Raw genomic sequence first — 14,437 nt, 5'->3', positions numbered from 1 at the left:
GCCCGCACCGGCGGGCAGCCGTCTCCGCCACGCGCAGGCGGGGCGTACTTGAGGGGGACGCAGCTCCCCGCTAGAGGAGCGCCTCTGCAAACGCCTCGGCTTCAAACGGCATCAGATCGTCGATGCCCTCCCCCACGCCGATGTACTTGACCGGCACCTGGAGCTCCTGAGCGATGGCGATGACGATGCCCCCCTTGGCGGAGCCGTCCAGCTTGGTGAGAACGATACCGGTCACGCCGGCCGCCTCTTTGAACTGCTTGGCCTGGATCAGCCCGTTCTGGCCGGTGGTCGCGTCCAGCACCAGAAGGGTCTCCCGCGCGCAGCCGGGCGCTTCCCGGTCCACCACCCGGCTGATCTTGTTCAGCTCGTTCATCAGGTTCTGCTTGTTGTGCAGCCGTCCGGCGGTGTCGATGAGCACCACGTCGGTCTTGCGGGCCTTGGCGGCGGTGAGCGCATCGAAGACCACGGCGGCGGGATCGGCGCCCTCATGCTGGCGGACGATGTCCACCCCGCTGCGCCCGCTCCAGACCTCCAGCTGGTCGGCGGCGGCGGCCCGGAAGGTGTCGGCGGCGGCCATCAGCACGCGCTTGCCCTCCCCCTTGAGCCGGGCGGAGAGTTTGCCGATGGTGGTAGTCTTCCCCACGCCGTTGACCCCGATGAACAATACGACAGAGGGCGCGGTATCCAGCTTCAGCGACGCCTCCCCCACCTGGAGCATCTCCGTCAGGATCTGCCGCAGGCAGGCTCGGGCCGCGCCCATCTCCTTGATCTTTTCCGCCTTGACCCGGCAGCGCAGCGCTTCCACTGTCTTCAGGGTGGTCTCCACCCCCATGTCGCCCAGGATAAGGGTCTCCTCCAGCTCGTCGTAGAAGGCGTCGTCCAGCTCCCCGGCAAAGAGGCTGTCGAAGGAGTGGCCCAGGTTTTCCCGGGTGCGGGTCAGGCCCGCCTTGATTTTTTCAAAAAAGCCCATGTGGTCTGCTTCCTTTCGCGGTTCAACGATAAGATTTGCCCGCTTTCTCCCGGCCGGTCCGCCGCTGCGGACCTCACCCGGGGTACGGGGAATGGGATGGAAGGTTCAGTTCTTGTTCCACATCGTTCAGGTTGATGGTCAAAATCCGGCTCACACCCTGTTCCTGCATGGTGACGCCGTACAAAACGTCGGCCTCCTCCATGGTACCCCGGCGGTGGGTAATGACGATGAATTGGGTCTTGTCCGCCATCTGGCGCAGATAACGGGCAAAGCGGGTAACGTTGGCATCGTCCAGGGCGGCCTCGATCTCGTCCATGACGCAGAAGGGGGTGGGACGCACCTTTAAAATAGCAAAATACAGCGCAATCGCCACGAAGGCCTTTTCCCCCCCGGAAAGCAGGGTGATGATCTTCAGGGCCTTGCCCGGCGGCTGCACCCGGATCTCGATGCCGCAGTTCAGGATGTCCTCCGGATCCTCCAGCTCCAGGGTGGCCTTGCCGCCGCCGAAGAGTTCCAGGAACGTCTGCTGGAACGCCTCGTTGATCACCGCGAACTGACGGGCAAAGATGCTCTTCATCTCTTCGGTGATGTCCGCAATGATCCCCTCCAGCTCCCCTTTGGCCTTTTGTACGTCGTCCCGCTGGTCGGTCAGATAGGTATACCGCTCGTTGATGCGCTGGAATTCCTCGATGGCGTCCAGGTTGATGTTTCCCAGGGCGGAAATACTCCGTTTGAGCTCCGCCACCCTGCGCTGGGCCTTTGGCACGCTCTCCAGCTCGACCCGCTGGGCCCGGGCCGCCTCGTGGGAGAGCGCATAGGTCTCCCACAGCTTATCCAGCAGCTGCTTTTCCTCCAGGGCGGCGGTGACCTTCTTCTGCTCCAGCACGGAGACCTCCCGCTCCATGGACAAAAGCTCGCTGTTCTTCTCCCGGGCCTGCTTATCCGCCTGGTTGCGGCGGGCCTCCAGGGCCAGCTTCTCCTCGTTGATGCGCCCGATCTGTTCCTGCTGCTCCCCGTTTTCCCGACGGATGACTTGCAGCTGCTGCTCCTTCTCCAGGATCTCCTGCTCCAGCGCGGCGTTCCGGCTCTGGAAGCCGGCCATCATCCGCTCCCGCTCGGCCCGGTCGCCGGACAGGTCCTGCCGCAGCTGCTCCAGCTCGTTCAGGCTCTGCTCGGAAGCCAGCCGCTCCGCATCCAGGGCGGCCAGGCGCATATTGACCTTGGCGATCTCCTCGGTCATGGCGCTCACGCGCTCCTGCAGCCGGCTCTGCCCCCGGGCCTTCCCCTCCGCTTCCGTCCTCAGGGCGGCGGCGGCGCCCTCTAGCGCCTCGATGCGGGCCCGGGCGTTCCCGGTGTCGGTCTCGGTCTGGGCGGAGCGGGCCTGGATCTGCTCCAGCTCCGCGCGCAGCTCGTCCCGCTGGCGGGTAAGGTCGGCCAGCTGGCCGTCCAGGTGGCTGTTGCGCTCCTCCAGCTTGAGCACGTCGTCCTCATGGGCGCGCTGCTGAGCCTGGGCGGTCTCCAGCTCATAGGCGGCCGCAGCCGCCTCCCGGCGCGCCTCTTCCAGGGCGCGCCCGGCCTGCGCCAGCTGCTCCCGCACCCCGCCGATCTGCCGGTTCAGCCGCTCCAGCTCGTTGGAACGGCTCAGAATCCCGGCGCTGCGGCTCACCGAGCCGCCGGTCATGGAACCGCCGGGATTGAGGAGCTGGCCGTCCAGCGTGACGATTTTGAAACGATGGCCGTACTTTCGGGCCATCGCGATGGCCTTGTCCAGATCTTCCGCGATGACCGTGCGGCCCAACAGGCTGGAAAAGATCTTCTCATACCGGGGGTCGAACCGGATCAGCGCGTCCCCCATCCCCACAAAGCCCGGCTCCTCCTCCACGCCCCGGTCCCGGAACTCCGAGGGCCGGATGGAACTCAGCGGCAGGAAGGTGCATCGGCCCGCGTCCCGGCGTTTCAAATAGGCAATGGCGGCCTTGCCGTCCTCCTCGCGTTCCACCACCACGTGCTGCATGGCGCCCCCCAGGGCGATCTCCACGGCCACGGTATACCGATCGGGCACATGGATGAGTCCGGCCACCGGACCATGGATGCCCTTGAGCTGCCGCCCGGCCTCTCCCATGACCGTTTTGACCGCCTTGGAGTACCCCTCATAGAGCTTTTCCATTTCCGAAAGCATATGGATCCGGGACTTCAGAGCGTTCTCTTCCATCTGAAGCTGCACATGGCGCTCCTCCGCCTGCTTGGCCTTCTTCTGCCGGGAATCCAGCCGCAGCGCGTAGCCGCTGATGACATTTTTCAGCGCGTCCCGGTCCTCCCTGGCCTGTTCCAGCTCCGCCGCAGCGGCTTTGCGGGCCGTCCGTGCTTCCTGCAGGCGCTGCTCGCCCGCAGAGAGTTCCTGGCGTACCGCCTCATCCCGGTCGTAAAGCTCCTGGGCGGCGGCCGCCAGCGCGGACAACAGGGCGCGGGCCTCCGCAGCGGAGGCGGTCTCCACCGCCTCCTTCCGGCGCAGCTCCTCCATCTCGGCTGCCAGGCTCCCGGCGGAGCGCGCTGTTTCCGCAGCGGACTGCTGCCGCTGTGCGAGGGCTTCCCGGAGCTGCTCCATTTCGGCACACAGCTCCTCCAGGCGCCGGCGGCGCTCGTCGATCTGACCGCCGATGGAGCCCGCCCGCCCCTGCTGCGCCTCCAGCTCCCGCCGGATGCGGTCGGTATTCTCCAGGTTGTTTTGAATATTGGTCTTCAGCACCGCTATGGCATTTTCCAATCCGTTTGCATCGGCCTGCCGCTGCATCATCATGAAGCGGACGCCCTCGGCCTGCACGTCCTTCTCCCGCATCTGCGATGCGTAGTCCTCGGCTGCGGCATAGAGCCGCTCCACCGCCGTCTGAGCCGCCTGCTTCTGACGCACCGCATTCTCATAGTAGGAGAGGATCTTGATGGCGTTGGCGCGCAGACGCTCCAGCTGCTCAAGCCAGAGCGAGATCTCAAGCCCGCGCAGCTCGTCCCGGAGGATCAGAAATTTTTTGGCTTTCTCACTCTGCGCCCGCAGCGGCTCCACCTGAAGCTCCAGCTCGTCGATCTTGTCGGTGATGCGCACCAGGTTTTCCTGCGTGCGCTCCAATTTGCGCTCGGCCTCTTCCTTGCGGTGACGGAAACGGGAGATACCGGCCGCCTCCTCAAAGACCTCACGGCGATCGGCGCTCTTGACCGACAAAATCTCGTCGATCTTGCCCTGGCCGATGATGGAATAGCCCTCCCGCCCCAGGCCGGTGTCCATAAACAGCTCGTTTACGTCCTTGAGACGGACCGAGCGGCGGTTGATATAGTATTCGCTCTCCCCCGAGCGGTAATACCGCCGGGTGACCATGACCTCGCTCTCCTCCACCTGGAACATGCGATCGGCATTGTCCAGCACCAGAGAGACCTCCGCGAAGCCCAGCTGCTTGCGGCGGGCCGTGCCGCCGAAAATCACGTCCTCCATCTTGCCCCCCCGCAGGGCGCGGGTGGACTGTTCCCCCATGACCCAGCGGATGGCGTCTGAAATATTCGATTTTCCGCTGCCGTTGGGGCCCACGATGGCTGTGATGTCCTCCCCGAAGGAGAGCACCGTCTTCTCCGGGAACGATTTGAAGCCCTGAATCTCCAGCGCTTTTAAGTACAAACTCGCGCACCTCGCAATTGCTTCCTGTCCGTGTGCAGGTATGAATAAAGTATTATACCAAGTTTTCCGTCTTATTGCAAACCCTTCCTCCGTCCGCTCTCCGGGCGTGTTGTAGGACTACAATTGCTTGAAATATAAATCGAAAAAAGTGGTTGACAAACCGCATTGTTGATGGTAATATAAATCTCGCGCTGAACGGGCGCGACAAAATGCGCGAGTGGTGGAATTGGCAGACTCGCTAGATTCAGGTTCTAGTGTGCATTACGCACGTGCGGGTTCAAGTCCCGCCTCGCGCACCATGGCGAGTGTTCTTATAGCATTTGAAAGGCTGTAAGAACACTCGCTTTTTATACAGCGAGTTCACAGGGGGCGTAGTTGACGACTACGCCTTTTCTTGTATTTACGGACACTTCCGGGATCGGCAGGGGCAGCACCGTTGGAATCTCGATCGTTCCGACGCAGTTATAGTGGATGCGAAGCCGCTGCTCCCATACGCCGTCGATCTTCTCCGCATTGAATACTTCAATCTTCTCAACCAGTTCGTTCAGCATCCGGGGCGTCAGTTTCCTCGCTCTGGTGTACTTGCGGACAAGACCGATAAACATATCTGTCGTCATGGAACGGCTGCTCTGCTTCTCTATCTCGGAGCGGAGCTTTTTTATTTTCTCCGCCAGCTCCTTTTGCTCGTCCTCATACCGCCGGGACATTTTTGCGAAGCGGTCATCGGAGAGCTTGCCGGAAACATTGTCCTCATAGATGCGCTCAAAAAGGCCGTCCAATTCTTCATCACGGGCAAGGAGCGTTCTTAGCTCTTTTTCCTTCAGCTTGCGGTCTGTCTGTTCCGCCTGCTGGGAATGACCGATCACAGCTTTTACAAATTCGTCCTCATAGAGGCTGGCGAATTTCGTTAAGCGCCGTATCTCTCCCAGCACTACTTCCTCCAGGAAGTCTACGCGGACATAATGGGTAGAGGTGCAGGTGCCGCGATTGCCCTTGTAGTTGGAGCAGTTGAAATACTTGATCTCCGGATTGCCCTGATTGAAGTGAAAGTGAAGGTTACTGCCGCAATCGGCGCAGACCAACAGTCCGGAAAACATATTGTGTTCTCCATTGTTGGTGCGGCGCTTGCGGATTTTGCCACGCTTCTGCTGCACCTGCTCATACACAGCACGCTCGATGATCGCCTCATGGACGTCCTGGAACACCACCCAATTCTCACGGTCATTGTCGATTCGCTTCTTATTCTTGTAGGATTTGGAATAAGTTTTGAAATTGAGAATGTCACCACAGTATTCCTGCAGGGAGAGAATTTTGGTTATTGTGGAGCTGTTCCACTTGGTAGGCGGCTGCTGTTTGCCCTTGCCAGGGCGTTTGATGCCCTTCGTGAGCCAGTAGGCCCGCGGGGTCAGGACATCGTCCTTTTCAAGCTGGGCGGCAATCTGCTCTGTTCCGAACCCCTCCAAAGTCATGCTGTAAACGCGGCGCACAACCTGGGCTGCCTCGTCATCCACGATCCAATGCTTCGGATCATTCGGGTCCTTGATGTAACCATAGGGAGGCTGGCCCATCGGCTCACCGGCATTGCCCTTGATCTTATTGCTGATGCGCCGCTTTTTGCTGATATCGCGGGCATACCACTCGTTGAACAGGTTGCGGATCGGGGCAAGCTCATTTTCGCCCTCCGCCGTGTCGATGTTATCCGAAACGGCCACCAGGCGAATATCATGGTCCGGGAAAAATTCTTCCGTCAGCCGTCCGACCTCAATGTAGTTTCGCCCCAGGCGGGAAAGGTCTTTGACAAAGACGGCGGCGGCTTTTCCCTGTTCCAACTGGCGGATCATTTCCACGAAGCCGGGGCGATCCATCGTCACGCCGGAAATACCGTCATCCAGGAAATGGACCAGATTTGTATAGCCCTTTTCCTTTGCGACTTTGGCAAGCAACTTCTTTTGATTGCCGATGCTGTAGCTTTCGCCTTCAAGATTATCGTCACGGGAAAGTCTTTCATAGAGAAAGGCGGTCACGTCACGGGATTTTTTGTTATTCGGCTGTTTCATAAGTCCTCCTTCCGTCAAGGCAGTCGAATAGCAAATATACTTGTACGAACACATTATACCGCCATTTGCTGCCTCTGTCAGCCGGGTTTGAAAGCTATTTACAGCTTTTCACTCTCGGACTTCATCAGGCGAAGGAGAACGCTGCCCAGGGTATCCGGGCTTTCTTCTTTGAAAACTGGCTCAACAACGAACGACCGATTGCCAATGTGATAGGTCGTTTTTGCATCCAGAGGATTTTTCTCTGGCCTGCTGGTCTTGCCGGGATTTGTAGCTTTATCTTGCATGATAAAATCCCCTTTCATAAAGCATAAAGATAGCAATGAAAGAGGCAAAACGGACGGCTGCTGGCACAGCTCCACGGGAGTCTAACCCCGGCCCATGCTGATGGGTGCGGCGCACAATGCTTTGTGGGCGTTCAATGCGCGAGTATCTTTAACCCTGCCCGTGTGTCATCGCCCGCAAGCCGCCACGCTTGTTTTACGATCTGGTGCTGTTCGCTCGCCCGTTACAGTGGTCCCGTCCTGCGGACTTGAAACGAGGTCATGGCGCACCGGCCGTATGGCTCGGCACAAACAGGAATGTATCCGTTTGCCTTATACTGCGGCGTTGGCCTCCCAACGGGCTTTCTTTGTTAAGGTGCTGCCTCCGGTCACGAAAGAGAGAAACAGGGAAAGGGTAAGCTGTTTCCGCTTTCAGACCGGGCTTGTCAGCTCATGCTGACAATGGAATGAATGAGCTTGATCTCCAATCGGCGCTTCATGTACTCGTCCACCCGAACATGGGGCTGGCCGTCAGGATCGTAAAGCGTCCGGGTGCAGAGCTTATTGATATAGCCCTCATAATACCGGAGTACCTGATCCACAGCCTGAGAGTCCCCGTCACGGGCGGCATCGATTACCGAAAGAGGAAGAAGCTCCTTGCCCTTGTAAGTGGGTTTCTTCATACCTTCAACCTCCCTTCGGCATGAGTGCGGCCAACTTGATCCGCAGCTCGGTCAATGATTTTGCCCTTCGCCGTTGAACGGCACTGCGAGACATTCCAACAAGGCGGCCAACCTCCTGATCCGGCAGGTCCAGAACAAAATGCAGGATCAAAATACTCTGCTCCTGAACAGACAAACCGGCGAAGGCGTCAGCCACAAGCTCGTTTTCGATATGCAGATCATACCCGTGGGACGAGAATGTAAATCTGTCACTGGGGTAATGATCTACAACGCAGAGCTTGTCCATCTCCATTTGCGGAAGGTCGCTGAATGACAGTTCCCTGTCACGGCGCCTCTGCATTTCCCGAAGGTAGTCGATTGCCTCATGGTACAGTACCAGCTTGCAGTAAGCATCGAACTGGCACCGCTCGCCATAGTCATTGCGGGGGATCATATCCATCTTTTCACCCCCTTTCCTGGGGGAATGAGGTGGGTTTCTCCCTTTCCGCTAACAAGGCGAACGCAAAGCCGCTCGCTACCCGCTAAAAGCCTCCTTTTTGAAAATTTCTCAAAAATTTTTTTCGAGGCGGGCTTGTCCTCGGAAAACAGCAAAAAGCGCCCAGCAAGTCGCAACGGACCTGCTAGACGCAGAAATGTTTTATAAAGAAGATTGCTTACATGGTATAGTTCATATCCAAAGCCGGACTGCTCCGATGGAGGGGCTACGCTTTTTTTAGCTGGTGCAGATCATGGATACTGCGAAAAAGAGAAAAGGACACGGCAAAATAACCTCCAATCGGCTACCGTGTCCCTGCAAGTCGTCATTGGTTTGTGTAAACGCAAAGAAACGGCGGCTCTGAAAATCAAAGCCGCCGTTTCAAATGGGCGTGTCAAATTGTCTGCTCTACGACGGCTTTTTTTCTTTTGCCGTCGTGCGGCAGTTGTTCTTATCTGTACTTGTCTAGTATCGAATTTGCCTCTACTTCTGTCATATTTCCAGATTTAGTCTGATCGTTTGTGTATTGCTCCAAAGCCGCATACAGTTCAGCTTTTGTATTATACGGGCCAAAGTTCCGATAACTGTTACCGTCATACAAGACTGTCTGAAAAACCTCGGACTGCGGATTATTAGGCATACTAAAGAAAATTTGGTCCTCTTCATAAGAACTTCGCTTGCCAACCTGTACTTCGTCCTCGATCCCAGACAATGCGGATTGATACTGAGCAATAGCAGCGGCAGCTTCCTCCTGAGTAAGTTCCCCTGCGGCTACAAGCGCCTGTAGGTTGTCGCTTTCAGTTTCAATCCATCCAGCAAATTCTTCATAGCTGTAGAAATCCGGCAGTTCTACGGTGGGAGATGTATCCCATGTACTTCCGCCATCATAGCTCACCTGAGCGGTAGCACCATCCATTCGGAATACAGCCTCGGAAATTTCCTGTGCTAGATGGTCATCGGATTCTGCTTTTGATGGTGCTGCTTGTGTAGAAAAGCCCGTCAGGACACTTCCTGTAAGCAGGAGCGCAAGTGCGCCAGTCAAGATTTTCAGTTTCATCGTATTACCTCCTTGAACTTTATGCTTCTAAAAATCAATCACTTTTCCTCCTTTCGTACAGTAGAATACCCTGTTGATGTTGAAAGGATATAAAGGCAATGTTGTACCAGTGTTGAACGCAAAAAACTCTGCCCTTCGATGAAAGGGCAGAGCCTTGTTTAGAAATAGATTACAAATTCCATGCCGGTTTTTGATTTCATAGAAGTGAAACAGTATTGAAGCCCCTGCTTATCTAAAATGGTTTTTACGATATACAGCCCCAAGCCGTTGCCGCCGTTTGCCGGATCGCGTGCTCTATTCGGCCTGTAGAACGGTTCAAATATGTGTTGCAGTTCGTCCGGTGACAGCGGAACGCACTCGTTTTGAATTGACAAAACTGATTTTTCCAACTTAACTTTTATGTGCCTTTCAGCTTCTGTATAATTCACGGCGTTTGACAGGATATTCGACAGTGCCTTTTTTAGTTGATTTTCTGGCAAACGCACTGACATATCTTCAATAATCTCTATCTGAAACCGCAGCCCGTTCGTTTCAGCAATCAGGCGGTATGGCTCACACAATTCGCTAACACATTCTGCTAATGAAAAAGTTGTTACAGGAACATCCTCCATCTGCATTTGTAGGCGTGACGCATTGAGAATATCTTTTATCATTTCTGCAAGCTGCTCAGTAATTTCTTTGCATCTCGGCAAATATGATTCATAATCGCTGTACTCTCCAATTTTAAGAATCATGTTTTCCAATGTCGCATTTAACTCTGTAACAGGTGTTTTTAATTCATGGGACGCAGTACGCAGAAAATCAATCTTTTCTTTTTCAACGAGTTGAACTTTATCTTTTTCTTCCTCCAAATTCCGGATTGTCACAAGCAACGATTGATACAAGCTGTTGATGTCATTAGCTAATCCGCCGATTTCGTCTGTGGAGATCACGGTGATCTCGGCGGTACGATCCAACTTTGACATTTGATGGACAGACGTTGAGATAGACAATATCGGGCCCGTTATTCCTTTGGAGAACAAAAACGAAAAAACCAGCGAAATTACCATGCAACAGGCAAATGAAAGCGGAAATGACTTTAGGATTGTCTGCGTTATGAGTTGCGGCATATCCACTTCGGAAAACGCAAGCACATCTTCGTTTGTGACCGTTGTGCTTGTGATAAGGACATTTTCCGATGGAGCAATCATAAAAATCAGTACATGAGCCAAAACGGTGATTAGAAGCATCATTCCGAATGTAAATGCAAATATTTTATAAAATAGCTTTGTTTTCATAGTGATTCTCCATCTCGAATTTGTAGCCAATGCCCTTAACCGTAGTAATGCAATCCAAGCGGAGTTTTTTCCGAATGTTGCGTATGTAGGCGTCTATTGTCCTATCTATTACATCACAGTCATAGCCCCAAACATCGTCCAGTATTTGATTGCGGGACAACACCAAGCCTTTATTTTCAATCAAGACTTTCAGGATTTCGAGTTCTTTCGGGGTAATGTCAATTTTCCCATTTTCATCATGTGCGGTATATCCCGCAAAGTCTACGGTAACATTCCCAAGCCGAATTGTGCTTACAGTAGATTTATTCTCGCTCCTGCGGAGCAAGGCCGTAATTCGTTTTCCTAAAATAAGCATAGAAAACGGTTTAGTTATGTAGTCATCTGCTAGTTCATCAAAACTGTTGGACTGTGTATATTCATCGTCAACGGCCCGTAAGCATAACAACAGGGATGTTGCTAATCTTTCTGATCTCATGTAAAATCGTTACACCGGACATTTTGGGTAGCATAATATCTAACACTGCTAAATCAATGATGTTATCACGAAAAATATTCAGAGCCTCTTCGCCATCAAGAGCAGGAAAAAGAGTATGTCCCGCTGTTTTCAAGTATTCGCAAATAGCTTTGTTTGTTCCTTGGTTATCTTCAACGATCATTATCTGAGCCATAGAAAGCACCTCCTTAAAAAAGTATAAAGCACTCATGTTGTACCAGTATGGAGTTATCTGTTTTTTATCCTCATATCTTTTGGTTTTTCAGCGCCCGTTGGTATCAGCCACATATGGCTGAACTTAAAAGCGCCAGGTATGCGATTTTCTTCACACAGCTTTTGAACCCGTCGTTCGGAAATGCCCCACTTTTTTGCCGCTTCTGGTGCAGAGATATATTCAAGCATTTTGCTATCCTCCCGTAAAAAATCCTTTGTCATTATTATATACGGTTAGCCGAATGATAGCAATACCGAGATATGAAATATAAAGTGTAGGAAGAATGGATATCACATCATTCCATGTGCAGACTATGAAATATAGAATGTATGTGGGTGATGTTGAATGGCAAAAGTGAAAGACTGCCCTGGCTTTGAAACCTTCGGTGCGGATGTAAAAGAAGCACGGAAGGCGAAGAACCTTGCACGAAAAGATTTAGCTGAAAAGGTGAATATTGATACCAGGTATCTTGCCAACATTGAAAACGAGGGCACGATCCCCAGCCTGCCGGTCATCATACAGCTTGTAAAAATCTGCGGTCTGCCAATGGAGAGATATTTCAATCCAGAGGTCATGCGAGAGGAAAGCGAGCTGCGCCAGCGGGTCGGACAGAAGTTAAAGTTCTGCCCGGAACAGTATTTGCCTATCGTGGAGGGTGCCATTGACGGGGCCTTAAAAATTGAAAAGCCGAATGAAGAAACGGAGGGGGTCTGAACATCCTCTGTTTTTTTATTTTGCGGGCATTTTGAGGTTTCCGAAACGCTTTATAAGTAGGGAAAAGAAACGATAGCAAGCACAGCAAGCGAGTACCCGCTTGCGAATTTTGAGATTTTCAGGTCCCTTACCCGAAAATTCAAAATTGCTTGTTGGGATAGTCCCAAACCCTTATGAGGAACGGAGGCGGCGCATGGCAAACCGAAAGCGAAATATTCAAATAAAATTCTATGTCACGGAGGACGAAAAACGGCTCATAGACGAAAAAATGAGCCAGTTACCCACACGCAGATATGGCGCTTACCTCCGCAAGATGGCGATTGACGGATATATCATCTATACGGACACCGCAGATATCAAGGCATTTACCAAAGAGCTTTCCGCCATTGGTCGGAATATCAACCAGATTGCCAAGCGGATCAACGCCGGAGGTCCTGCGTATCAGGCCGACATGGACGAGATACGGGAAAGGCTGGATGAGATATGGCAGTTACAAAGACACATCCTATCAAGTCAACGCTGAAAGCCGCCATTGACTATATCTGTAACCCGGAAAAGACGGACGGAAAGCTGCTTGTTTCTTCCTATGGCTGTGCCGCCGAAACTGCGGATATCGAATTTTCCTGGACCCGCCGCCATGCCATCGACAAGGGAACGAACCTGGGCCGTCACCTGATCCAAGCCTTTCAGCCTGGGGAGGTTACGCCGGAACAGGCCCATGAGATCGGCATGGAGCTTGCAAAAGAAATCCTGGGCGGCAAGTATGAATTTGTACTTACTACTCATATAGACAAAGATCATGTTCATAACCACCTGATTTTCAATGCGGTCAGCTTTGCGGATCACAAGCACTATCATTCCAACAAGCGGAGTTATCACTATATCCGCCGCACTTCGGACAGGCTTTGCAAAGAACACGGTCTGTCCGTCATCATCCCCGGACAGGACAAGGGCAAAAGCTATATTGAACATCAGACCACGCAAAACGGCACCAGTTATAAGGCGAAGCTGAAAGCTGCTATTGACCGGCTCCTGCCGGGTTGTTCCGACCTAGAAGAACTGCTCCGCCGCCTACAGAGGGAGGGCTATGAGATCAAGCGCGGCAAGTATATCTCAGCCAGAGCGCCGGATCAGGAACGATTCACCCGTTTGAAAACGCTGGGTGTGGACTACACCGAAGAAGCCCTTGCCGCCCGAATCGCCGGACGTTCCAGACCTTCCCGCCAGCCGAAACAGCACAACGGAAAGATCAGTCTGCTCATTGATATCCAGAACAACATTAAGGCACAGCAGAGCGCAGGCTATCGCCGCTGGGCGACCATCGAAAATCTGAAACGGATTGCAGATACCTCCAACTTCCTGACAGAGCATGGTATCGGCAGTTATGAAGAATTGTTGGATCGGTGCGAGGTGGCATCCGCCTCCGCTGCCCGGCTGAAAGCGGACCTTCGGGATACCGGGGCGAAAATCGACGAGCTGGCCTTGAAGATGAAGCACGTCGCCGCCTACCGCCAGCTCAAGCCAATCTATGACCGCTATAAGGCGTCCAGGGATAAGGAAAAGTTTCTGCGAGGGCATGAGAGCGAGATCATCCTTTTTGAAGCCGCCGCCAGGGAGTGTAAGCGGCTGGGTGCGGTTCCGCTGCCTGCCACAGAGCGGATGCAGGCCGAAATAGACGAGCTCAACGCAAGAAAAGCCATTCTAAAAGCTGAATTGCAGAAAGCCCAGCGGAAAGAACAGGACTATGCTGCCATGCGTCAGAATGTGGAGGATTTTCTTTCCCCGCCGCAGCCGGAGCAGGAGCGGAAAAAGAATGTGGAGCTGGAATAAATCCGTTTTCTGCGTTTTATCCTGGGCTTTTGTCAGAACATCAAATATAATAACGATATAGACATATTAAAGGAGGCGAGCCTATGACGAGAGGCGAAGCAATAAAGGATTTCTTTTGCAAGACGATCCTGCCCGTGGCGGCCGCCGCGCTGCTGTACTGCATCTTCCGGTCCGCTTGCGTGAAAACCGGTGAGCTGGACTACCTATGGTTATGGATACTCTGCGGGCTGCCGTTCGGCATCTGGCGGCTGCGCCTCTGGATCATACCAGGCGGCGGCTCCCTGGGCGGCGGGAGCGCGCTGTTCGCGCTGAGCTTCATTCTGGCTGGGATTATCGGAGGCTTTGTTCTGGTCTGGCGGCTGATCGTGGCGGCGTGGTATGTGCAGCTGACGGTGTGGAAACTAATAAGATTATAATAATGCAAAAAGCAGGACTGCAATCCCATTTCTTACTTGAGATTACAGCCCTGCTAATATGTGCAGATATATTTTACGAAAATGTTTTATCTTTCTACATTCGACTGCGAAAGGACGCTGGCGGCAAAGCTTTTTGTTTCGTCTGAGTATTTATTGCTTTGCAACACGCGAGATGCGATATCCTCCATAGCTGCCCCGGTTTGCTTCGATGCAACTCGCTGTGAGAGAACGCTGGCAGCGAGTGATTTTTGGATTTTTGAAGAACTGCTGCTATTCAATGCCTTAGAAGCCCTTGATGCCATAGCACTGCTACTTGTCTTTCGATTCATG

16 protein-coding genes and 1 tRNA gene are annotated in these 14,437 nt (G+C 53.6%); 5 read left to right on the top strand and 12 right to left on the bottom strand.

All coding sequences use genetic code 11. The annotated features are described in order from the left end of the window. Positions 1-70: 70 nt before the first annotated feature. Positions 71-970, bottom strand: a complete 900-nt coding sequence (gene ftsY, locus NE547_RS06355) for a signal recognition particle-docking protein FtsY (protein ID WP_256175035.1) — start codon at positions 968-970, stop codon at positions 71-73. A gap of 73 nt (positions 971-1,043) precedes the next feature. Beyond that, a complete protein-coding gene (gene smc, locus NE547_RS06350) occupies positions 1,044-4,631 on the bottom strand; it encodes a chromosome segregation protein SMC (protein ID WP_256175034.1) in 3,588 nt (1,195 codons plus the stop codon). 211 nt (positions 4,632-4,842) lie between these two features. Between smc and NE547_RS06345 the strand changes: the two genes are divergently transcribed. Next, positions 4,843-4,930 (top strand) — tRNA-Leu (locus tag NE547_RS06345). A 48-nt stretch (positions 4,931-4,978) separates the two neighbouring features. On the opposite strand, the gene NE547_RS06340 is transcribed toward NE547_RS06345, so the two are convergent. From NE547_RS06340 to NE547_RS06305, 9 genes are all read right to left on the bottom strand, one after another. Then, a complete protein-coding gene (locus NE547_RS06340; protein WP_256175033.1) occupies positions 4,979-6,688 on the bottom strand; it encodes a recombinase family protein in 1,710 nt (569 codons plus the stop codon). 98 nt (positions 6,689-6,786) lie between these two features. Then, positions 6,787-6,972: a hypothetical protein gene (locus NE547_RS06335; protein WP_113992624.1), complete on the bottom strand. Its 186-nt coding sequence runs from the start codon at positions 6,970-6,972 to the stop codon at positions 6,787-6,789. 422 nt (positions 6,973-7,394) lie between these two features. Next, positions 7,395-7,631, bottom strand: coding sequence for a helix-turn-helix domain-containing protein (locus NE547_RS06330; protein WP_007705888.1), 237 nt, complete (start codon positions 7,629-7,631; stop codon positions 7,395-7,397). 4 nt (positions 7,632-7,635) lie between these two features. Then, complete coding sequence (locus NE547_RS06325) at positions 7,636-8,070, bottom strand: sigma-70 family RNA polymerase sigma factor (protein WP_005541445.1); 435 nt, start codon at positions 8,068-8,070, stop codon at positions 7,636-7,638. A 487-nt stretch (positions 8,071-8,557) separates the two neighbouring features. Continuing rightward, positions 8,558-9,163 (bottom strand): hypothetical protein, encoded by a 606-nt coding sequence (locus NE547_RS06320; RefSeq protein ID WP_256175032.1) that lies wholly within the window; start codon positions 9,161-9,163, stop codon positions 8,558-8,560. A gap of 158 nt (positions 9,164-9,321) precedes the next feature. Further along, the gene (locus tag NE547_RS06315) at positions 9,322-10,440 is read right to left on the bottom strand and encodes a cell wall metabolism sensor histidine kinase WalK (protein WP_256175031.1); all 1,119 of its coding nucleotides are present in this window, start codon (positions 10,438-10,440) and stop codon (positions 9,322-9,324) included. Next, entirely contained in the window at positions 10,418-10,915 is a 498-nt protein-coding gene (locus tag NE547_RS06310; protein WP_370866825.1) for a response regulator transcription factor, read from the bottom strand. The genes NE547_RS06315 and NE547_RS06310 overlap by 23 nt, the downstream gene beginning before the upstream one ends. Then, a complete protein-coding gene (locus tag NE547_RS18550; protein WP_370866824.1) occupies positions 10,863-11,108 on the bottom strand; it encodes a response regulator in 246 nt (81 codons plus the stop codon). Before NE547_RS18550 ends, NE547_RS06310 begins: the two co-directional genes overlap by 53 nt. Positions 11,109-11,161: 53 nt before the next feature. Continuing rightward, on the bottom strand, positions 11,162-11,335 hold the full coding sequence (locus tag NE547_RS06305) for a helix-turn-helix domain-containing protein (protein ID WP_256175030.1): 174 nt from the start codon (positions 11,333-11,335) through the stop codon (positions 11,162-11,164). 157 nt (positions 11,336-11,492) lie between these two features. Between NE547_RS06305 and NE547_RS06300 the strand changes: the two genes are divergently transcribed. The 4 genes from NE547_RS06300 (at position 11,493) to NE547_RS06285 (ending at position 14,107) form a co-directional block, all read left to right on the top strand. Next, entirely contained in the window at positions 11,493-11,861 is a 369-nt protein-coding gene (locus tag NE547_RS06300) for a helix-turn-helix transcriptional regulator (protein WP_256175029.1), read from the top strand. A gap of 193 nt (positions 11,862-12,054) precedes the next feature. Next, positions 12,055-12,384, top strand: coding sequence for a MobC family plasmid mobilization relaxosome protein (locus NE547_RS06295; protein WP_021632164.1), 330 nt, complete (start codon positions 12,055-12,057; stop codon positions 12,382-12,384). Then, positions 12,345-13,691, top strand: a complete 1,347-nt coding sequence (locus NE547_RS06290) for a relaxase/mobilization nuclease domain-containing protein (RefSeq protein ID WP_256175028.1) — start codon at positions 12,345-12,347, stop codon at positions 13,689-13,691. The genes NE547_RS06295 and NE547_RS06290 overlap by 40 nt, the downstream gene beginning before the upstream one ends. Before the next feature lie 83 nt (positions 13,692-13,774). Beyond that, on the top strand, positions 13,775-14,107 hold the full coding sequence (locus NE547_RS06285; protein WP_256175027.1) for a DUF6050 family protein: 333 nt from the start codon (positions 13,775-13,777) through the stop codon (positions 14,105-14,107). Between the two features lie 86 nt (positions 14,108-14,193). Here NE547_RS06285 and NE547_RS06280 read toward each other — a convergent pair whose 3' ends face one another. Then, complete coding sequence (locus NE547_RS06280; RefSeq protein ID WP_256175026.1) at positions 14,194-14,436, bottom strand: hypothetical protein; 243 nt, start codon at positions 14,434-14,436, stop codon at positions 14,194-14,196. Position 14,437 lies beyond the last annotated feature (1 nt).

This window comes from Flavonifractor sp. DFI.6.63 (assembly GCF_024462255.1).
Taxonomy (GTDB): Bacteria; Bacillota; Clostridia; order Oscillospirales; family Oscillospiraceae; genus Lawsonibacter_A; species Lawsonibacter_A hominis.
The sequence above is the reverse complement of the archived record's forward strand: the minus strand, read 5'-3'. Positions and strand labels throughout refer to the sequence as shown.